The organism is Bacillus sp. AFS012607 (genome assembly GCF_002558005.1).
In the GTDB taxonomy this organism is placed as follows: domain Bacteria; phylum Bacillota; class Bacilli; order Bacillales; family Bacillaceae_G; genus Bacillus_A; species Bacillus_A thuringiensis_S.
Genome location: NZ_NTVM01000006.1, coordinates 394,695 through 416,807, shown reverse-complemented (window position 1 = coordinate 416,807; position 22,113 = coordinate 394,695). Strand labels below are relative to the sequence as shown.

Sequence of the window (22,113 nt, the reverse complement as noted above, 5' to 3'; positions counted from 1 at the left end):
AAAAGCATACGTATATTGTTACTCATTGACAAGTACTTTCTCTTTTTCTGATACTGATAATGTTTTTTCTTTCTTCTTTGACATTACCTCTTTATCGGAAATACGTAAAGAAAATAGTAGTGCTATAAGCAAAAATATTGCTGATCCAATTAATGCTGCTTGATATGGTAAAAAATCGGATTGAACGTTATTACTTCCAAAACCAGCTAGTATACTAGCTAAAACAGCTACTCCTATTGCTGAACCTAATCGATTTTGCACATTGAATATAGTAGTCGCTCTCCCCATAGAAGGCGGCGTGATATTGTTAAAGGCAGAAAATTGAACCGCACCGACAGATTGACCTAAGAAAATACCAATGCCAAACAATAATGCCCGGATTTGCCACGGATTCGTATCGTGATTTACAAAACTCAATAAAACAAATATAACCGCCGTACATATTAATCCAATAGAAATTACCTTTCGAGCTCCTAATTTCTTATATGACCATGGCACAATTTGTGAAGAAATCATTAATCCAATCGCCTCTGGAAATGTCGTAAGTCCTGATTCTAGCGCGGAAACTCCTATCACATTTTGATACATAAGTGGAAAAACAAATAACATTCCTAATAAACCAGCTGATGAAAATAATGATATAATGCTCATCTTTCTAAATACTGGTTCTTTTAATAAGCGTAAATCTAACATCGGTTGCTTTACTTTCAGTTCTACGATTATAAACAACGCAATGAATACAAGCCCAGCTACCCCGGTACTCATAATTTCTGGAGAAATCCACCCTTTTGATGGTCCCTGGCTGAGTGCATATATGAGCATCGCAAATCCTGGTGCTGATAAAATAAAGCCAAGAGAATCAAAGCGACCAGCTGATTTTTCAACATGCTCTGCTAAAAATAGAAGTCCAAATAGCAATGCAACGATTCCAAACGGTACATTAATATAAAATGCCCAACGCCAAGACATTTGATCTACAAAGAAACCACCGATGATAGGCCCAACTGCTGGCGCTACAGCAATTGGAAGTACAATGAACCGGGAAATCTTCGGTCTTTCCTTTGGTGAAAATGTTCGAAATAACATCGCCATTCCGACCGGTGTTAAAAGCCCTCCACCAGCACCTTGAATGATACGAAAAATATTCAATGAAGTAATATCGTTAGCCATTCCGCATAAAGCAGAAGCGATTGTAAATACGAAAAGAGCAATTAAAAATACTCTTTTCGTCCCAAAACGATCTCCTAACCAACCAGAAATCGGAAGGAAAACAGCTAAACTAACTAAATACCCAACATTAACCGTCCCCATTGCAGATGCAGGTACTTGTAGTTCTCTACTTATCGTTTGCAGTGCTACATTTACAATCGTTGCGTCCATCGCAGCCATAAACATCGCAGTTATATACACGATACTTACAACTACTTTTGGATTTAGTTTTGCTTTCATTATCGTTTTCCTGCTAATGTTTTTTCGCGAACTTGATTACTTTTCGGATTCAAATCTTTCCAGTTATATTCAACATATTCCAAGCAGCTCTGCCTACTAGCTTCTTCATATACGACATTCCAGCCAATAGGTACATCGAGAAAAGCAGGCCAGAGAGAATACTGGCCCTCCTCATTTATTAATACTTTATATGTGTAATTATCATTTTCAAATGGATTCGTCATACTCTACTTACCCCTTTCTTATTCTGCAAATATTTCGCTAATACTTGTCCAATTTCCGTGAGTGGACCTGGCTGACATAGATCTTTATGTCTACAATCAATATCGTGCTGCACAATTTGCCCGTCTAAATAATTTAGCCACGTATTTGGAGAAATAGGATCAAACCAATCTGGTATAACAGTAGATCTAAAGAATAAGATATCTCCGTTATAAACTTTCGGTACATACTTCCCTAACAACCCTACTGAATTTACATATGTTTCTTTCAAATTCAATATAGTCTCTTCTTCAAGACTTGCTAATGCACTTCCATCTTTACGAAGGATTTCAACTGCACTTTCCATTGTAAGTGGTTTACCATCCATGTTATCTGGGTCATATCCGCCTAAAGCAAGTAATGCTATTAACGCTTCCTCTTCAGTAGGCGCTTCCGTATTCGGTAAGAAGTGTCCAGGATAAGAATCAAGCATAACGAGTAATTCTACTTCTTCCCCTCCATTTTGTAGTTGCGCCGCCATTGCATGCACAACATTTCCTCCAAGCGACCAGCCTAGTAAACGATATGGTCCATGAGGCTGTACTTCACGAACGTGTTTCAAGTAATCCGCCGCCATCTCCTCTAAAGTTTTTGGAAGTTCTTCATTTTTAGCAATACCACGTGCTTGTACACCATAGATTGGATAATCTGTTCCTAAAGATTTCATAAGTCCTGCATAGCACCAACTTAATCCACCTGCTGGATGTACACAAAATAGTGGTAATTGATCCCCGCTTGCTCGTAATGGAAGCAACACATCAAGTGCACTTTGACCATTCCCCATCTCAAGTCTTTCAGCTAACCCTGCAACAGTCGGTGCTGCAAATAAAGTGCCAATGTTTAGTTCCACTCCAAGCGCCTCTTTAATGCGGCTCATAAGCTGTACTGCAAGGAGTGAATGCCCACCAAGATCAAAAAATCCGTCATCAATTCCAATTTGAGGTACACTTAGCACTTCTGTAAACAAGTCACATAACATTTCTTCTTGCGGTGTTCTTGGACCACGACTAGAAGATGATGCGATAAATTCTGGAGCTGGCAATGCCTTTCTATCTAATTTACCGTTTGGAGTTAGAGGTAACTCATTTACTACTACAAAAGCGTATGGAACCATATAATCTGGTAAACTACCACTAGCAAACTGACGCATTTCATTCGTATCAATCTCTTCATCATTTGATGCGACGATATAAGAAACTAACCGTTTATCCCCTGGTTGATCTTCCCGTACAATAACGGCTACTTGCTCAACTTTAGGGTGCTTCATTATGACTGCTTCTATTTCTCCTAATTCAATTCGGAATCCACGAATTTTTATTTGATGATCTGCACGTCCTATATAATCTAGCGTCCCATCTTTACGCCAGCGAGCTAAGTCTCCTGTACGATACATTCTTGTACCTGGCTTGCCAAATGGATCTGCGATAAAGCGTTCAGCCGTTAATCCTGCTCTTCCTAAATATCCACGCGCAAGCCCTGCACCTGCAACATACATTTCTCCAACTACTCCAGGTGGCACTGGTTGTAAATAGTTGTCTAACACATACACTTTAAGGTCAGGTATACTGCACCCAATTAAACTATTTGCTCGTAAAGAGACGATAGTTTCATCTAATTCAATATAACTAACATGCACTGTCGTCTCCGTAATACCGTACATATTAATAAGCTTTGGTGCATTATGAGGATGTCGACCATACCAATCTTCTAAGCGACTTAGCTCAAGTGCTTCTCCTCCAAAAACAACATATCGTAAAGATAATTTTTGGCCAATCTCTTCATTTTCACGATCTGCTTGCATCAATTGATAGAACGCTGATGGAGTTTGATTTAAAACCGTAACCTTTTCTTTAACAAGAAGCTGTAAAAATTCTTTCGGCGAGCGACTTACAGTATGTGGCACTACAACTAAACGCCCTCCGTATAATAAAGGTCCCCAAATTTCCCAAACCGAGAAATCAAAAGCGTATGAATGGAACATCGTCCAAACATCGTTTCCGTCAAACTGGAACCAATGATCAGTTGCCCCTAAAAGTCTTACTACATTTTGATGAGGTATCATAACGCCTTTCGGTCTACCCGTTGAGCCTGATGTATAAATAACGTAAGCAATATGTGATGGAGATAATGGCTTAATTCGTTCCACTTCATCAATATTGTCTTCACTATATTTCTCAACTTCTGCTATTACTTTCACATCATCAACTAAAACTTTTAGTGCCTCGTCACATTCAATTTCCACTTCTGAATTCGTTAAAACACATGATGGTTTCGCATCGTGTAGCATAAATGAAATGCGGTCTGCTGGGTAATCTGGATCTAACGGAAGGTATCCAGCACCCGCTTTAAGAACAGCTAATAAGCTTACCACCATGTTTAATGATCTTGGCATCGCTAAAGCAACGAGTTGATCAGGACCAATCCCTTTTGCTATTAGGAATCGAGCTATTTTATTTGCTTTTCTATTTAACTCTTCATAAGTTAATTTCTTATCTTCAAAGACAACAGCAATAGAATTTGGATTTATATGAGACTGTTTTTCAAATAATTGTGGCAATGTCATTTCTGGTGCAATTTGAAAACCACCATTCCACTTTTCTAATACTGTATTTTTCTCTGCTAAAGTTAATATTTCTAATCTGCCAATGGATTGATCCGGATTTGTCGCCGCATCATCTAATAACAAAATGAATCGTTCTATTAGTTTTTGAACCGTTTCACGTTTATATAAATCGGTACTAAACTCTAGTAATCCATGTAAACCGTTCGGAGTACCATCATCCCCGTTACTCTCACTAATTTCAAATGTTAAATCAAATTTTGCAGAACCGACGCTTTGAATTTCAAGGCTCGCTTCTAAACCTGGTACATGAAACGTTGCTTCTGGTGTATTTTGAAAAGCTAACATAACCTGAAACAACGGGTGGCTGTTTCGAGTACGTACTGGATTTAACACTTCAACAAGCCTTTCAAATGGAACATCTTGATTTTCATAAGCTGCAAGATTTACCTGCTTCACTCTATTTAATAATTCTTTAAAACTTGGATCTCCTGAAGTATTTGTACGTAACACTAATGTATTTACAAATAAACCAACAATATCTGAAAGTACATCATCATTTCTTCCAGCAATGGGACTTCCAATTGGTATATCAGTGCCTGCACCTAATCTTGTAAATAGTGCACTAAGCCCTGCTTGTAACACCATAAACAAACTAACTCCATTTTTACGTGCAAGCTCTACTAACCTACTATGCATACCTTCATCTATATGAAAATGAATTGTTTCCCCGCGGTAACTCGTCTCAATTGGACGCTGGAAATCTGTAGGTAACTCCATTTGATCTGGTAAACCTTTAAGTTCTTCTTTCCAAAAATCTAATTGTGTTGAAATAAGACTCTCTGGTGTCGTTTCATCACCTAGCAATTGTTGTTGCCAAAGTGCATAATCTGCGTATTGAACTGGAAGTGTCTCCAGCTGAACTCTGTCACCTTGACATCGTGCTTTATACGCCGCTGTAAAATCTCTCGTTAACGGCTGTAATGACCAGCCATCACCTACAATATGATGTAATAAAATTAATAATACATGTTCGTTTTCACTCACTGTAAAAAGTTGCAAACGAACTGCCGGCTCAATATCGAGGTTAAAACTATATCTTACCGCCTCTGAAAGTACACTTTCTAATTCATCTTTACATGTTTTTGTTATAATCATTTCTAGATTTAAGTTTTCCATATCTAAAATTTTCTGATAGGAACTACCTAATACGTTAGGGAAAATTGTTCTAAGTGTTTCATGTTTCTCAACTACATCATAAAAAGCACCTTGTAATGCTTCCTCATTCAATATTCCATTCATACGAATGACTAGCGGAATATTATAAGTAGGACTTGGACCTTCTAAACAATTTAAGAACCATAACCTGCGCTGTGCAAATGAAAGTGGAACTTCATTTGGCCTACTTGCTTTCTGAATAGCTGGTCTTGCACTTTTTGCATGGTTTAATTGTTTCGCCAGTTCGGCAACAGTTGGTGATTCAAATAGTTTCCCGATACCTAATTCCACACTTAACGTTTCACGAATTCTTGCCATTAAACGAGATGCAAGAAGGGAATGTCCACCCATTTCAAAGAAATTATCATCAATACTAATTCGAGAAACACCAAGTACTTCTGCAAATAAATCACATAATATTTCTTCTTTCGGATTTCTAGCAACCCTCTCATTGTTCATTCCATTAAAATTAGGCGCAGGTAATTTCTTTCTGTCAACCTTACCATTTGGCGTTAATGGTAATTCTTCTAGCACAACAAATGCCGATGGTATCATATAATTCGCTAAACTTTCTGAAACATAAGAACGAATTTCTGAAAGATTAATCGGTTCCTTTTCTTCTGCAATGATATATGCAATGATGCGTTTATCATTTGGACGATCTTCTCGTACCATTACTACCGCTTGTTGAATATTTTCATGTCGTTGTAATACCGTTTCAATTTCAGCTAATTCAATTCGGAATCCACGAATTTTAATTTGATGATCTGCGCGACTAATGTACTCTAACGCACCATCACTACGCCATTTCACAAGATCTCCTGTACGGTACATGCGCTTCCCTGATTCTCCATAAGGATTTGCAACAAACCGTTCAGCTGTTAACTCAGGTTTTCCTAAATATCCGCTTGCAAGTCCTTCCCCTGCAATATATAATTCACCAATAACTCCAGGTGGAACTGGTTGTAACCCTGCATCCAATACATACACTTCTGTATTGGAAATTGGCTTTCCAATAGGAGGTATACCCTTTTCACTTTCATCAATGTTCATGAAAGTAGACCAAATCGTCGTTTCAGTTGGTCCATATAAATTAGTTATTGAGCAACCTAATTCTTTTAATTTATTTGCTAAATGCGCTGGAAGAGCTTCACCACCAACAAGTATGTTTAGCCCTTGTAGCTTCTCTGGATAATCAGTTACTAACGCCTGCCAAAGCGTCGGTGTAGCCTGCATAACGGTCACTCTTTCTTCTTGTAAAAGTGTCGTTAATGCAGAAGGCTCTTGTATGTCTTCTTTTTGCGCAATTGTTAAACTTGCACCACTAATAAGAGGTAAATAAATTTCTAGAGCAGAAATATCAAACGCAAAAGTTGTAACTGCTAATAAATGATCATTTTCATTTAACGAAAACTTTTGTTGCATAGCCATTAAAAAGTTACTTAAACCTCTCATAGGAACAATTACACCTTTTGGGTTTCCTGTTGAACCTGAAGTATATATTGTATAGGCTGGGTTTAAAAGTAATACATCATTCTTACATGCTATATTCATACGAGAATATGTATGTAACGCTATTTTCGTTTCTTCGCCATCTAATACAATTTTTTTCATACCATTTTCTATAACTAACTTAGATGAAACAGATGAATGTGTTATGATACAAACTGGTTTTGCATCATCTACTATATAATTAACTCGTTCTGCTGGGTATTCTGGATCTATTGGTAAATATGCTGCACCAGCCTTTAAGACTGCTAGCATACTAACTACCATTTCTATTGATCTAGGGAATACTAAAGCTACAAACTGATTTGGTCGTATTCCTTCTTCTACTAAATAATGTGCTAGTTCATTCGCTCGTTCATTTAGCTCTTTATACGTAAGGTTTATACCGTCACAAGTAATCGCTAGTTTATTTGGATTTTTTTGCACTTGTTTTTCAAATGATATAGGTAGACTGATTAACTCATCATCTTCCTTCGTTTCATTCCATTCCAATAAAACCTTATGATTTTCTTCAGGCAGAGTAATATTTATTTTTCCAATCGACTCGTTTTTCTCATAATTCTTTATTACTAATTCAAATAGATTCATAAATCTTTCTTTATGCAATGCTAGCTCCGCGCCATTATATACTTCGGGATTCGCATCAAAATGAATCATTAGCTCATTTTGATCAAAACGTTTATATACATTTATCGATAAATCATCTACAGGTCCTGCTGATAAGTTATGCGTAATACCACGATTTCCAGCAAAATTAAGCCCGTAATCAAAAGGCATAACATTCACTAACGGTCCAAACAACCTTTGATTTTCACCTAGTAACTTTAAGTCTCTTCTTAATTCCTCGTGACGGTATTTATGATGACGACGTACATCTCGGATTTCTTTAGAAACTTGCTGCAATAATTCCGCAAGAGTTATATTTGGAGTTACAGTGAGACGCAGTGGTACTAAATTCATTACCATACTTGGTGTATGAATAGATACAGAACCTAGACGCCCCATCATCGGTAAACCTAAAACAATATCATTTTCACCTGTTAATTTATGCATATAAATACTTGTTACAGCGACAATGAATTCCGGCCAACTTGTTAACGAAATATTGATATCTTCTAGTAAAGTTTTCGTGCTAGAACTAGATAAATAAGCTGTTTCTCGTGAAAATCCATTTGATGTTCTCGGTGCTCGTTCTGCCAAGCTTACAACTTCTGGTTCATCAGCAAACTTTTCTAACCAAAAAGTACGATCTTCCTGAAATTGTTTAGACTCACGATACTCAATATCTTCTTGTACAACTTTTGTAAGAGAACCAAATGGCTTTTCATTCTTGTTTGTTTCTTCTATAAGTGATGTATACTCATTCGCTACCTTTTGGCTAAGAAGTGAAAATCCATAGCCATCCATCACAATGTGATGGATGCGCTGATACCAAAAGAAACGATTATTTTCAACTTGAATAAGTGCTTCCGTAAATAAAATATCTTTTTTCAAATCGACGGGCATAGATAAATCATTTTTCATCCATACTTTAGCAGCTTCTTCAGGGTTTTCTTCTTTACGAACGTCAATAAAATGCATATAAAACTGTGATTCTTCAATAACTTGCCATGGGCCAATTTCATCCTCTTCGAAGCGAACATGAAGTGCTTCTGCTTCTATTACAACTTTACGTACAGCTAATTCGAAAATTTCTTGATGAATATTTCCGTTTATTTCTACATATTCCCCAGTATTATAAATTGGGTTAAGCGGATCTAATTGTTGCGCAAACCACATACCAGACTGCGCAGATGATAACGAATGACGAATCTTTTGACTGTTAGGCATTCTTTACTACCCCTTTATTATGTAGTCTATTTGTTACAGCACCTGTGCTGTTTGTGAAGATAGTAAACTGTACCAACCTGCAACAGTTGGATGTTCTGCTAAATCTGCAAAAGTGATTTCTTTCCCTTCACGACGCCACTTCTCTACTAAACTCATAATTCTGACCGAATCAAGTCCTCTATTTAATAAGTCCTCATCAAAATCAATACTTTCTATTGGCTCACGAAGTAGTTGTGCAACTAGTTCATGCACTTCCTGTATAGTGATTCCTTCACTCTCATCACCTTTTACACTTTGCAAATCGTTTAACAGTAGGTTTGTTGATGTCGTTACTGCACATCTATTAGATGCATACTCCAATGCTTGTTTATGATGCTCTAGTGAAAAATCAGCAACTGCATCTGCTACAAAGAAGGGCTCTATACCATCCATAAATGCTTCACAAGCTGTTAAAAGACAGCCAATATGCGCATAAATACCGCAAATAATAAGTTGATCTCTTCCTTGTTCATTTAAAATTTCTAATAGATTTGTCTTTTTAAATGCACTATATCTCCATTTTGTTAGGAATATATCATCTTCATCAGGAGTAAGTTCATCAACAATTTTCTTTTTATCCGGTCCAGCAGGAATACCGTCACCCCAAAAGTCTTGTAATAAACCTCGTTGTTCTAACGTTTGCCCACCAGGTTGTGCTGTATAAACAACTGGTATACCAAGTTCCTTACATTTTTCTCTTATCATTTTAATATTTGAAATAAGTTCTACTTTTGGTGATTCTTTATCGCTATATGCATCAAGAAAATATTCTTGCATGTCATGAATTAAAAGTACTGCACGTTTCGGATCTGGTGTCCAATTCACTTTATTTTTTGGTAGTTCTGATTCAATTGGCATTTTATATACTGAAATAGATGGGATAGCCATCTAATCACTTCCTTCCGGTTTTTATTATTGTTTTACTGTAATAAGTTTTTCAGCAATGACTTTACGTAGTTCTTTTTTGCTGACTTTTCCGACTCCTGTTTGCGGGAATGATTCAATAAATTCAATTCGATCTGGAATTTTATAAGCCGCTATACCACGTTCTCTTAAAAACATTTTTAATTCACTTACAGTTGGAACTTGTCCGCGAGCTATAACAAAAGCACAGGTGCGTTCACCTAAATAATCGTCAGGCATAGATACAATTGCTACGTCATGAACCGCATCGTGTGCTAATAGATGATTTTCAACTTCTTCCGCAGCAACTTTCTCACCACCACGGTTAATTTGATCTTTATCTCTTCCTTCTACAATGATGTATCCTTGTTCATTTACTTTTACAAGATCTCCTGTGCGATAAAATCCATCCTTTGTAAATGATCGTGCATTATGCTCTTCGGCTTTATAGTAACCACGAATTGTATATGGACCTCGTGTTAATAAACTACCTACTTCGCCAGGTTTTACATCGTTGTCATTTTCATCAACAACTCGTACTTCATCGTGTGCAGACATTGGTCTACCTTGTGTATGAATAATAATTTCTTCCGGATCGTCTAATCTTGTATAGTTCACTAATCCTTCCGCCATACCGAATACTTGCTGTAACGTACATCCAAATGTAGGGCGTATACGTTTTGCAACCTCAGCACTAAACTTAGCACCACCTACTTGAATAACCTCTAGGCTCGATAAATCGGCATTACGAGAAGATGCAGCATCAAGCCAAATCATTGCTAATGGCGGAACGAGCGCTGTAATTGTAACTTTTTCTTCTTCGATAAGAGCAAATGCCTCATCTGGGCTACCACCAGTTGCCAATACCACTTTTCCACCCGCATAGAAAGTTCCAAATGTTCCTGGAGAACTCATTGGATAATTGTGTGCTACTGGAAGAACTGTCATATAGACGCTTTCTGCATTCAAATTACAAATTTCAGCGCTAACACGTAAACTATAAATATAGTCATCATGTGTTCTAGGAATTAATTTAGAAAGACCTGTTGTCCCTCCTGATAATTGGAGAAATGCAACATCACTGGGCTGAACTTCTGGCAATGAGATAGGATCCATATACAGATCATTTATGTTCACAAACTCTTCCTCTTCTCCCACTACAATTACATGTTGTAAAGTTGGCACTTTCTCTTTCACTTCTCTTGCTAGTTTTCGATAATCAAAACCGAGGGCCTTATCTGAAATAACGTAAGCGCTCGCCTCACCAAACTCACAAAAATAACTAATTTCACTACTTCGATGTGAAGGCAGTGCAAAGACAGGAAGCGCTCCAATTCGAAATAGTGCAAAACATATTTCGAAAAACTCGATAATGTTAGGTAACTGGATTACAACTCTGTCCTCTTTCTTTATTCCTAAATTCAGTAAACCTGCTGCTAAACGATCTACCTTTTTATCAAGTTCACTGTACGTTACATGCGTCTTACCGCTTACAACCGCGATTTGATCTCCATATTTCTCAGCTCGCTCTCTTAACACTCCTCCAAATGTTTCACCAAGCCAACACCCTTCTTCTCGATAACGATCGGCAAATTCTTTTGGCCATTCCCTATAACCTACTAGCATTCTTTCTTCCCCCTATTTTTCATTAAGTGAACTATCTCTTAATCCTAAAGCTTTTAACATTGTTTGGAACTTAGCTGATGTTTCTGCTAACTCATCTTCTGGTTTTGACTCAGCAACAACTCCAGCTCCTGCATATAAACGAAGTGTATTTTCTTGTACTTCAGCACAACGAATTGTAACAATCCATTCTCCATCTCCATTTAAATCGCTCCATCCTAGCATTCCTGTAAAGAACTCGCGGTCAAATGGCTCAATATACTGTATAGCCTCTCTTGCCTTTTCCATCGGAGTTCCGCAAACTGCTGGCGTAGGATGAAGGGCAATTGCTAATTGTAAAGAAGAAGTATTTGGATCCTTAAGTTCACCTTTCACTTCTGTAGACAAATGCCACATCGCTTCACTATGAATAACTGATGGCTTTTCTGGAACATGTAATGTATGACAATACGGACGAAGTGCAGCGGCAACCGCTTCAACTACTACCGCATGTTCATGTAAATCTTTTGGAGAAGAAAGTAATTCCTCTGCTCTTCTTTCATCTTCTACTGGGTCCTCACTACGTGGCCTCGAACCAGCTAACGGGTTAGAAATAACTTGCATACCATTACGTGAAACAAGTAATTCAGGGCTTGCTCCAATTAGTGTCTTACTGTTCTCTTTTTCACCTTTCGGTAAATTCACAGCAAATGTATAACCATGCTTATTATGCTCTGCTAATTCTCGCAGAAGTTTTTGCTTATCAATCTTTTCGGAAGATTTAACATCTAACGATCTAGATAGAACGATTTTCTTCAAATCACCGTCCTGTATTTTTTTAATTCCTTGCTTCACACCATTCATATAAACTTCAGGTTCTGGTACTGGCGTCATTTCAAATGTTACGTTCTCATTTGTTTCAAGCTGATTGGTTGTATCCAATTGTAAACGCTCAGAAATTCTACTATATTCTGGTACGATAAGTTGGACTTCTTTTCTACGATCAAATGGCAAAGCACCCATAACAATAGGATTTGGATTTCCAGCTTGTTTCGCATTACTTAATGTCGCTTGCACAAGCTCTGGGAAACTTTCAATTTCACGATGCTTTACTGTAGTAAACTCTCCTTCTGCTAATATCGTTCGAGTTGGTGAAGCAAAAAAGAACGAAGATTCAGTCTTATAATCTTCTAAAAGTTTTTCTGACAATTCCTTTACAGCTGTATGTTCACTCATAATATAATAACCTCCTGATTTTTTATTAAACTCCTAACGTAGCACCGCCATCGACACATAAATTGTGCATTGTAATATGACTTGCTCTATCTGAAGCTAAAAATAACACTGCTTCAGCAACTTCTGAAGGTTGTGCAATTTTTTGTAATGGAATTCCGAGTCTATATGTATTTTGAGAACCAGCAATTATATTTTTAGCTCCATTCTCATCAGCCCATAGTAATCTTTGCATCTCAGTTTCAGTAGAACCTGGAGAAACTAAGTTGCAGCGTATATTGTATGCTGCAAGCTCTAATCCTAAACACTTCATAAACATCGTTGTTGCAGCCTTTGACGCAGCATACGCAGCCATCTCCATTCTCGGCGTATTTGCCGCATTTGAACCGACTGTAACAATTGCCCCTGATTTTCTTAACATCATATTTTTACTTACCGCTCGGGACATATTGAAAACCCCTGTAGTATTTACAGAGAATGTTTTATTCCAATCTTCATCACTTAACGAATGAATTGCTCCCATACGTAAAACCCCTGCAACGTTTACTAAAATATCTATTGGCGCTATTTCATTTGCAATATGATTTACAATGTCTTCAACAGCAGTGCTATCACTCACATCTAAACGAAACGTTTTCATACGTGTTTTATTTAATTCATTTTGATTTAAGAGTACATTTAACCCCTCTTCATTTTGATCAACCGCAATAACTGTGGCTCCTCTTTCTAAAAACATTTTGGCAACGACACTGCCTATGCCTTGTGCTGCACCTGTTACTAAAACTGTTTTCCCATCAAATTCCCCTAAGTTCATTTTCTCTATCCTTTCACATAAACATTAATTTCATTAAGTAACAGCAATAATAATGATATTGATTTTCATTATCATCAGCGTTGTAAAAAATAATACACTTACTAAACTAATTGGTCAAGTGCGCATTACTTTAAAATCTATTTTATTGATAATGTTTTTCATTTACTATCTTACACCGAAATGATAATGTTTCTCAATAAACTTGTCAATCTTTTTTTATTTTTCAGATAAAGTATTTTAATGTTTCTTAATAAAATCATATGTAAACGCATTAAAAGTACTTATATTATAAATAAAATTCAAACTCCTCTTTTTAAAATTGAAGAAGATAAACTAGAGCTACGTTCATTAACAACGCTTTATGAAAAACTCAAGTATATATTTTCTCAATATTTTTCTGAAAACAAATCTTGCAAATACTAATGAATGTCTTCTTTGTTATTTAAGATTTAATATATATTTCGAATGCGATGTATTAATTTATTATATTCCAATATAATCCAAATAAGTACTTCACTCACTTTTACATCTATAAAAATCCAAAAAGTAATTTAACCTTGTTAAAATAACTCATAAAAAAAGCATCCTAATTAATAGAATAGGATGCTTTTTCGTAATCATAGTGTTATAGAAGATTTATATACTTATGCTACGCTGCGATACTCTTCTTCTTGTTCTTTTTTATGTTTAGGTGCTTGAATTAAAATTGCGATAATGAATGACACGACACATAATACACCAATCACCATGAATGTTGGTTTGAATCCACCCAGAAGTGCACCGATAAAGGAACCTGCAAGCGCCCCAAATCCAAATCCTTGATACACAATTCCATAGTTCTTACTATGGTTTTTCATACCGAAGAAATCACCAACAATAGCTGGGAAAATAGTGATATTTCCACCAAAGCAAAACGCTACACTTGCTACACATACGAAGTAAATACCATAATTTAAATCTACAAAACTTAGAACTAAAACTGAACTCGCCATAACAACAAAAGTACCAGTAACGATTTTTAAACGACCAATTTTATCCGATAACGGTCCTAAAATAATACGACCTAACGTATTAAAGATTGCAACCATAGCCACCGCATTAGCTGCTGTTGCTGCGCTAAGTCCCACAAGTTGAACACCAATGTCTTTTACCATACCAATTAAGTATAAGCCACTCATACATGATGTAAATAACATTATAAATAATAAGTATACTTGTTTTGTGCCTAACATTTCTTTCGTTGTGTATTCCTTAGTTTTTGTTTCATGAACTGCTCCTTGATCTGCGGCTTGATGGATTAAACAAGCACCAATTACAATCATAGCTGTAACAATTAAACCCCAGTATATAAATGCTTGCGATACACCAACTGATTCAATCAACTGTGCATTAACATATTTAAAAATTAAGCTACCTGAACCATATGCAGAGACAGAAATACCAGCAATTAAACCTTTACGCTCCGGAAACCACTTTATTAAATTTGATAGTGAAGTGATATATGCTGTACCATCTGCATAACCTACAACAACTCCTGCTAGTACATAAAGCAATATTAATGAGGACGCTTGTGAACTAAGTATTAATCCTAGTCCTAATGCTAATCCAGCTATCATAATAAGTTTACGAAGTCCCCATTTTTCTTGCAATTTACTCGCAAATAAAGTTGAAAATGCTAAAGAAAGACTAGTAATTGAGAAAGTTATCGCAACAGCGTTAAGACTCCAACCATATTTACTAACTAAAGGCTGATTGAATAAACTCCATGTATATATCGTTCCAAGCCCCATCTGTACTATAACTGTGCCAAGAACAACAAACCATGGATTAACAGTTGATTTTTTCATACCTTTCCGCCTCCTCTTTCTATTTCAATGCTATTCGCTAAATTTACTTTTTTTATGTTCATTTTGGTCACCTCTTTTGATTTAACACCTTCATTGTATAAGATGTTTCCGCCTATGTAAGCACTTACAAGATAGAGCGTCAAAAACATGGAATCAGTTACAGAAAACGAAGGACGAAATACAAAAAACTACTGATTAAATACATAAGTAGCTTTTATAATGTTTAGCTTCAATACAACTTACAACTGTTTTATCATCTTCTTTTATAAAAATTATGTCTCATGTTATACAATTGCTAAATTAAAATTTCCCTTTACAAGTAGAAAAAATTTTTATACTTCGATGTACCTTATTTTTTATAAAATCACAAATTTTTTTCCAATAAATAAAACTAAATATTCACTAATATATCTATCCGTGGTTTAATATATATAATAAAAAATATTTCTGTCTTTAAGGAGGTACTATGAAAGCAAACGTAGGGGATACTATACTTTTTCAACGAAACAATTTAAAGATTACAGGATCTGTACTAAAACTTTATACTGAATCGGTCTTAGTTGAAATTACAAATGTAAGCGGTGGTACTTTTGAATTTGATCGAACAATTGTAAATCATAAAAACTATAAAGTTTTAAATACAAATACATAAAACAACACAAAATAGCCCCTGCTCAACAGCAGGGGCCATTTTATATAAAAATATTTCACTAGTTTATATACCCTAAAACATTAACAATCTTACTCGCTTTTAAATTGTTAATATGATAATAAATTTCTAAACCTCTTCTCTCTGCTCGTAACACTTTACCCTTCATTTTTGATAAATGTTGTGAAACAGTAGATTGCGGAATATTCAGTAACTCTGTTAATTGTGTTACATTACAAGTTTTTCTCGTACTTAATTCATTTACAATTTGCAGGCGGATTGGATGCGCCATAATTTTTAAAATATCTACATCTTCTTCTGAAACTAAAGTTTTTCTCATTTCACTCGTATATGTTGTCATAAGACATTCCCCTTTTATATGAATTCCATATTCATAAGATCTATTTCCAAATTTTTTAAAACCCTTGATTAAAACTTTCATATAGAAATAAAAGGATTTTAAATTTTTGAAAACAGAACTTACATTCACTTTATTTATTTATTTGGTACATATACATAATACAATGTTAATATGTGCTCTATGTGAAGTTCGCATAAATTTGTGATGAAGATTTATTTAGCCACTCGCATCCTACTCATCTAATTACCCACTGCATAAAATCATCAGTTATTTTAACACATTTTAGGCGTTTGTATATACTATTTATAAAACAACTTTTATAAAGGGGAATTCATATGCCTACAGCGTTACAAGAAGAAGTCGAAGAAGCATAGGAAACATATGTCAGTCGTATCATCTTAGTTGGAGGATCCGCTTTATTTTTAGTAGGCGGAGTTATCTCGGCAATTTCAGCCTTTAAAACTTATAATCGTTTAGAGAATACGCCGCCTTCTACAGATAATTCATAGATATTTTATAAAATAAAACGTCGTCTCCAATGAAGAGACGACGTTTTATTATTCATACATATGACACTAAAAGTATCGGTAGGTTCCCTACTCCATTTTCTAGGCTTACTTCACCACAAACCTAGTCTGACTACACCCATCCTTCTGCTTCGTTACTTCTAATACAGCCGGCATTGCGTTTTTCAGCTCTTGTACGTGTGAAATGACACCGATAAATCGGCCTGATTTTTGTAAGTCAATTAAGGCATCTACTGCTTTCGTTAATGATTCTTCATCTAATGAACCGAACCCTTCATCGATGAACATCGTTTCGATGGAAATACCACCTTCATATGCTTGAATTACATCTGCCATTCCTAGCGCTAAGCAAAGTGATGCGTTAAATTTCTCTCCGCCAGATAATGTTTTTACATCACGTGTTTGACCAGTGTATGCATCGTACACATCTAATCCTAATCCACTTTGACGGTTTCTCTTTTCAACTCGCTCACTTCGTTTTAAATAAAATTGTCCATTTGATAATTTACGTAGTCGTTCGTTTGCGATTTGAACAATTTGTTCTAAATACTCAATTAGGATGTAACGTTCAAATGATATACGACTTTCGTTATCACCTTTCATTACTTCATATAGATCAACAAGTTCTTGGAAAGCTTTCTCTTCATCGTGAATTTGTTCGTCAATACGTCTAATGTTTTCATGTAAATCAGAAATATATGTTACCGCATTTTGCGCACGTTGACGTTTTTCTTTAATTATATCGAGATTAATTTCTAGTTCTTTTATGTGTTCACCTAAAGATGTAATATCCATATACTCTTTATCTTTTAATTCTGATTTTAACTCTTCAATTTGTTTTGCAAGCACTTCGAGAGATGAATAATAACCTTGAATTTCTTTTTGTAACATCTCCATCTGGGCATCGCTTAATTTGGCTTCTTTATACGTGAATTGATCTGTAAACCCGCTTTGTTCTAGCTCTTTCATAAAGCGTGCGAAAGTTTCTTCTTTCTTCAATTTTGCACTTTCAAATTGATTAGAAGCACCTTTCTGTTCAGCTTGAATACGTATATTTTCATTTTGCCAATGCTGATACGCTTCCTGCACTTTCTTCCATTCGTCCTCCATTAACCTAAGTTCCTGCATAGCTTGGTCCAACTGTGCTTTCCAAGCTTGTACTGTTTGTAAGTTTTCTGGAATATTTCGTTTATCATGTTCATATGACGTACGAAGTTGCATGCACTCCATTTCTGTACGGTGCTGCATTGTTTCTACTTCCCGTTTTTGTTTCTGAAGTTCTTCTATTTTTTCTTCTACGCTTTTCATGTTCACAGCAATCTGCTTACGTGTTTCTTCACTTGCTTTTAACGTATTCACGTTTGCTGCTAATTGTTTTCCTTTTTGAACAAGTGCACTATATGTTTCAGCTAATTTTTCCGAGTTGTAGCCGCGCTTCACAACTTCTTCTATCACTTGTTCATATTGTAGTCGATAAAAATTCCATTTCTCCTCTACTTGCACATTTAATTTTTCAGCAATGTTCTTCTTATCTCTTAAATCGTTTAACTCTTTTTCATCGATCGCATTACTTTGCTCTGTAGCTTTTTGTGGGTGATTCGTACTACCACATACCGGACAAGATTCACCATCATGTAAATGAAGAGCTAGTATACCAGCTTGTTCACTTAACCAGCGGCGCTCCATGTTTTCATACGCACGAACTGCCACTTGCATTTTATTATTTGCCGCTTCTTTTTCTTGCTCAAATTTTTGTTTTTCTTGCCAAACATCATATGCTTGCTTTAAAACTTTTGCATCTTCTCGCATATTGGTTAGTTCTTCTACTTTAGCTACATATTGCTCAAGTGCTTGTTCTAATTGCTGCAATTCATCAGACATTCCCTGTTTTTGACTTGTATGCTCTTCTAGTTGTTGATCCAACTTTTGCATACTTTCTTTTAATTTCCCTATTTGAATTTCGGCATTTTGTAAATTCAGCTTTCTCTCAGCTAATGATTCAATGATCGCTTGTAACTCTTCTAATCTTTGAACAAGTTTTTTAGCCTCTTCTCGTTCAAGTTCTTTATTCTTTACTACTTCATACTTCTCCTGAGCAAGCTCAAAACTATTCATTATCTGTTCTTGTTTGACGATTATCTGTTTTAACAAACTTTCAGCTTTCTGCTCATTTTGCATCGCTTCTTCATACCATTGTTCAAATGGTAATAAGCGTTTTGCTTGTTCCGCACGTTTAAAGGATTTTTCTTTCCCTTCAATTGCTGCACGGTTCTCTTGTAAAGTGTTATATTTCTCATTCTTTTGTTGTAAATCTATAAATTTCTCATTTACAGATTTTGCTGCATGAAAACGTGTTTCTGCATCCTTTAATTGCTTCGTTTGAACATCTTGTTCTACTTGTAATTGCTCAACCTCTGCCTTATACACGGTTGTTTCTTGTTCTAACACTTCTACTACTTGATGCGTATTTACATGTTCTTGTGCCACTAATGTCTCTAATAATGCTCCATCACGGATTGGTAATTTAAAAACATTACGGAAATAGAGCTCTCTCTCTTTTTGTTTTTCTTGCAAGACGTCTTTCCATTGTTTTCTCTTTTGATCAAGTAACTCACGCATTAATTTATAACGATCCGTTTTAAAAATACGACGTAAAATCTCTTCTTTGTTTTCCGTCTCAGATGTTAATAGTTTTCGGAATTCCCCTTGGGGTAACATAACAATTTGGCTAAATTGATGTTTACTTAACCCAATTAAATCTTCCATTTTTTTGTTTACGTCTGTTACATGAAAACGATCGACGGCTGGAACGTTTTCTCCATCAATAACTTCATATAATTCTACTGCATGTCCTGTAATAGTCTTATTCCCTTGTTTTTTATGTCCAAGTTGTCGTTTTATTTCATAGCGTTTCCCTTTTAACTGAAAGGTTAGTTCAACACTTGTATAAACATTATCATCAGCAAATTGACTTCGAAGCATGCTCGTATCACTACGTTCTTCTCCGCTAGCCTCACCATATAATACATAACAAATCGCATCAAAAATCGTTGTTTTTCCAGCTCCCGTATTCCCAGAAATAGCGAAAATACGATGTTCTCCAAGATCTTCAAAATCGATTACTTCTTTCTGTTTATATGGCCCGAATGCTGTCATAATAAGCTGAATCGGTCTCATCCTCGTTCACCTTCCCGTTCTTGCACTGTTTGTAATACATCTATAAATAGGCGTTCTTTCTCTTCTGATAAATCTAACCCTTTCATTTCTTTATAGAAAGCCTTTAAAAGAGATAAATCATCCGTTTTATGTCTTGAAACAGTTACTTCATTTGTATCTGTGAGTTCTCGCCGTTGCATCGCTCTTTCAACGTGCATTGCATTTGGATATACAGATCGTATTTTCTCCATTGGCTGTAAGACAGGATTTTCGTCTAATAATTTTACAAATACGTAATCTTCACTTACTGGGTGCTGTAATAATTCATCTATTTTCGCTTCTACTGTTCGCATTTTACGACGTGGTAAAAGTAACCTTTTTTCAATTGCTACTTCACCGGTTTCATTCATTTCTACAATGTAATAACCTTTTTTATGTTTCTCTTCAGAAATAGAATAGGCAAGTGGTGAACCAGAATATCGAATCGTCTCATTACGTACAAAATGCGCTTGATGTAAATGTCCAAGCGCTGTGTAATGAAACTTATCAAAATAATGACTATTTACATATTCAGCACCACCAATTGAAAGTGGTCGTTCTGCATCACTTGTATTCTCCTCCGCTTCTCCTGAAGAAGTTATAAATGCATGTCCAACAAATACATGTCTAGCTTCTTTATCCATCGTTTCAGAGAGCTCATTCATAAAAATGCGCATCGCATCATCATGAGAACGTACGTCTTCATTTTTCAACACGTGTCTAACTATGCTTGGGTCTGCATACGGTATTAGATGGAAGTGAACCTCTCCATATTCATCATTTAGTACGACAGGTTCATACGGGAATTGAAATTGACCTACAATATGTAATCCCTGTTTTTTCATTAAACCACTTCCAAAATGGATACGATCCGGACTATCATGATTACCAGCTACTGCAATAACTGGTGTTTGTAATTCAATAACTATTTTTTGCAGCACATCATTTAATAAGTCTACTGCTTCTGTAGGTGGAATTGCTCGGTCATATAAATCCCCTGCAATAATTACGGCATCTGGTTTTTCTTCTTCAACCGCCTGTACAAACTGATCTAATACAATCTTTTGGTCTTCAGTCATATACACGCCATGAACAAGCTTACCTAAATGCCAATCCGCTGTATGAAATAACTTCATATTTTTCTACTCCTTTTAATTTACTGATTTTAGTGAAACGAGTTGATAGTTTATTGTAGTTTTTCCGTTCTCCCACTCTAGCTTCAATATCGTTGCACTTCCAATTCTTTCTTCATTTGATTTATATAAAGGCAATATTTCTTGAATTGTAAATAAGTGATAACCATCCAATATTAATTGAAATATATTTTCTTCAATATGTAATCTTACTTCTTTTTCATTTGAAATAATTTTTGTGTGCATCTCAAATTTCATGATAGATACAACCCCTTTTTATAATCTCTACATTTTAATAGTATAGTGGCTATGCAAGATTGACAAGTACATACACAGCAAAGTACACACTTTTCTATTGTTATATGTTTTATGTATTTTATATAAAATACGGTATGTGAAATTTTATATTTTCCCCAAAATAAAAATGTCTATTGTGACATCTTTATTTTTGTATAAAGTCTTTCATTACATAATATAGAACGGTAATTAAAACGATTGCGACGAAAAATGAGAACACTGCGACAATGTACCCATCTTTATTTAATAAAATACAGAATGAAATAGATATTATAAAAATCGGAAATACGAGACGTACTTTATCCTTCACTTCTTCTGTCGTATCTGTATGATGAAAATACTGCGTTATTCCTATCATTAAAAAAGACAAAATAATAACCGACAATAGTAAAGGTCCTGGCATTCCGATTTCTCCTTTCTCTATTTCTAATTCAGTGTAAAGTTTTTTATTACAATTGTACGATTCATTTTTTCTTCAAACACTCTTTTTAGAATTGATAATGAACAATTCACACCTATATAATAGCGCTTTTATTATTATAACTTCAAATAATTACACTTACAGTAATGTTGTAATATTCCCCCTTAGTCTCTGAAATCCTGCAAAGATAACTCGTCAAAATATGCGGTGAACAAATTAATATTTACCGTCAACTTTTGACAAAATTTATAAAGGACATTTCAGT

At 35.5% G+C, this 22,113-nt stretch carries 14 protein-coding genes; 1 reads left to right on the top strand and 13 read right to left on the bottom strand.

The window, feature by feature from the left end:
• Nucleotides 1-18: 18 nt before the first annotated feature.
• From CN409_RS06795 to CN409_RS06755, 8 genes are all read right to left on the bottom strand, one after another.
• Nucleotides 19-1,449, bottom strand: coding sequence for an MDR family MFS transporter (locus tag CN409_RS06795; protein ID WP_000644938.1), 1,431 nt, complete (start codon nt 1,447-1,449; stop codon nt 19-21).
• Nucleotides 1,449-1,673: an MbtH family protein gene (locus CN409_RS06790; RefSeq protein ID WP_000184057.1), complete on the bottom strand. Its 225-nt coding sequence runs from the start codon at nt 1,671-1,673 to the stop codon at nt 1,449-1,451. Before CN409_RS06790 ends, CN409_RS06795 begins: the two co-directional genes overlap by 1 nt.
• Nucleotides 1,670-8,827, bottom strand: coding sequence for an amino acid adenylation domain-containing protein (locus tag CN409_RS06785; RefSeq protein WP_097980870.1), 7,158 nt, complete (start codon nt 8,825-8,827; stop codon nt 1,670-1,672). The genes CN409_RS06790 and CN409_RS06785 overlap by 4 nt, the downstream gene beginning before the upstream one ends.
• Nucleotides 8,828-8,860: 33 nt before the next feature.
• The gene (locus CN409_RS06780; protein WP_001007261.1) at nt 8,861-9,754 is read right to left on the bottom strand and encodes an isochorismatase family protein; all 894 of its coding nucleotides are present in this window, start codon (nt 9,752-9,754) and stop codon (nt 8,861-8,863) included.
• Nucleotides 9,755-9,778: 24 nt separating this feature from the next.
• The gene (locus tag CN409_RS06775; protein ID WP_000960110.1) at nt 9,779-11,395 is read right to left on the bottom strand and encodes a (2,3-dihydroxybenzoyl)adenylate synthase; all 1,617 of its coding nucleotides are present in this window, start codon (nt 11,393-11,395) and stop codon (nt 9,779-9,781) included.
• 12 nt (nt 11,396-11,407) lie between these two features.
• On the bottom strand, nt 11,408-12,607 hold the full coding sequence (gene dhbC / locus CN409_RS06770; protein ID WP_001289295.1) for an isochorismate synthase DhbC: 1,200 nt from the start codon (nt 12,605-12,607) through the stop codon (nt 11,408-11,410).
• Between the two features lie 25 nt (nt 12,608-12,632).
• Entirely contained in the window at nt 12,633-13,418 is a 786-nt protein-coding gene (gene dhbA / locus CN409_RS06765) for a 2,3-dihydro-2,3-dihydroxybenzoate dehydrogenase (RefSeq protein ID WP_001048427.1), read from the bottom strand.
• A 644-nt stretch (nt 13,419-14,062) separates the two neighbouring features.
• On the bottom strand, nt 14,063-15,265 hold the full coding sequence (locus CN409_RS06755; protein WP_000750108.1) for an L-lactate MFS transporter: 1,203 nt from the start codon (nt 15,263-15,265) through the stop codon (nt 14,063-14,065).
• Between the two features lie 466 nt (nt 15,266-15,731).
• Between CN409_RS06755 and CN409_RS06745 the strand changes: the two genes are divergently transcribed.
• Entirely contained in the window at nt 15,732-15,917 is a 186-nt protein-coding gene (locus CN409_RS06745) for a YkvS family protein (RefSeq protein ID WP_000646793.1), read from the top strand.
• A gap of 58 nt (nt 15,918-15,975) precedes the next feature.
• On the opposite strand, the gene CN409_RS06740 is transcribed toward CN409_RS06745, so the two are convergent.
• The 5 genes from CN409_RS06740 to CN409_RS06715 form a co-directional block, all read right to left on the bottom strand.
• A complete protein-coding gene (locus CN409_RS06740) occupies nt 15,976-16,275 on the bottom strand; it encodes an ArsR/SmtB family transcription factor (RefSeq protein WP_000214801.1) in 300 nt (99 codons plus the stop codon).
• Between the two features lie 614 nt (nt 16,276-16,889).
• Nucleotides 16,890-19,979: an AAA family ATPase gene (locus CN409_RS06730; RefSeq protein WP_097980869.1), complete on the bottom strand. Its 3,090-nt coding sequence runs from the start codon at nt 19,977-19,979 to the stop codon at nt 16,890-16,892.
• Nucleotides 19,976-21,133, bottom strand: a complete 1,158-nt coding sequence (locus CN409_RS06725) for an exonuclease SbcCD subunit D (protein WP_017763122.1) — start codon at nt 21,131-21,133, stop codon at nt 19,976-19,978. The genes CN409_RS06730 and CN409_RS06725 overlap by 4 nt, the downstream gene beginning before the upstream one ends.
• Before the next feature lie 15 nt (nt 21,134-21,148).
• The gene (locus CN409_RS06720; RefSeq protein ID WP_000667344.1) at nt 21,149-21,388 is read right to left on the bottom strand and encodes a DUF2584 family protein; all 240 of its coding nucleotides are present in this window, start codon (nt 21,386-21,388) and stop codon (nt 21,149-21,151) included.
• A gap of 184 nt (nt 21,389-21,572) precedes the next feature.
• Nucleotides 21,573-21,830: a hypothetical protein gene (locus tag CN409_RS06715; RefSeq protein ID WP_001119404.1), complete on the bottom strand. Its 258-nt coding sequence runs from the start codon at nt 21,828-21,830 to the stop codon at nt 21,573-21,575.
• Between the last annotated feature and the right edge of the window lie 283 nt (nt 21,831-22,113).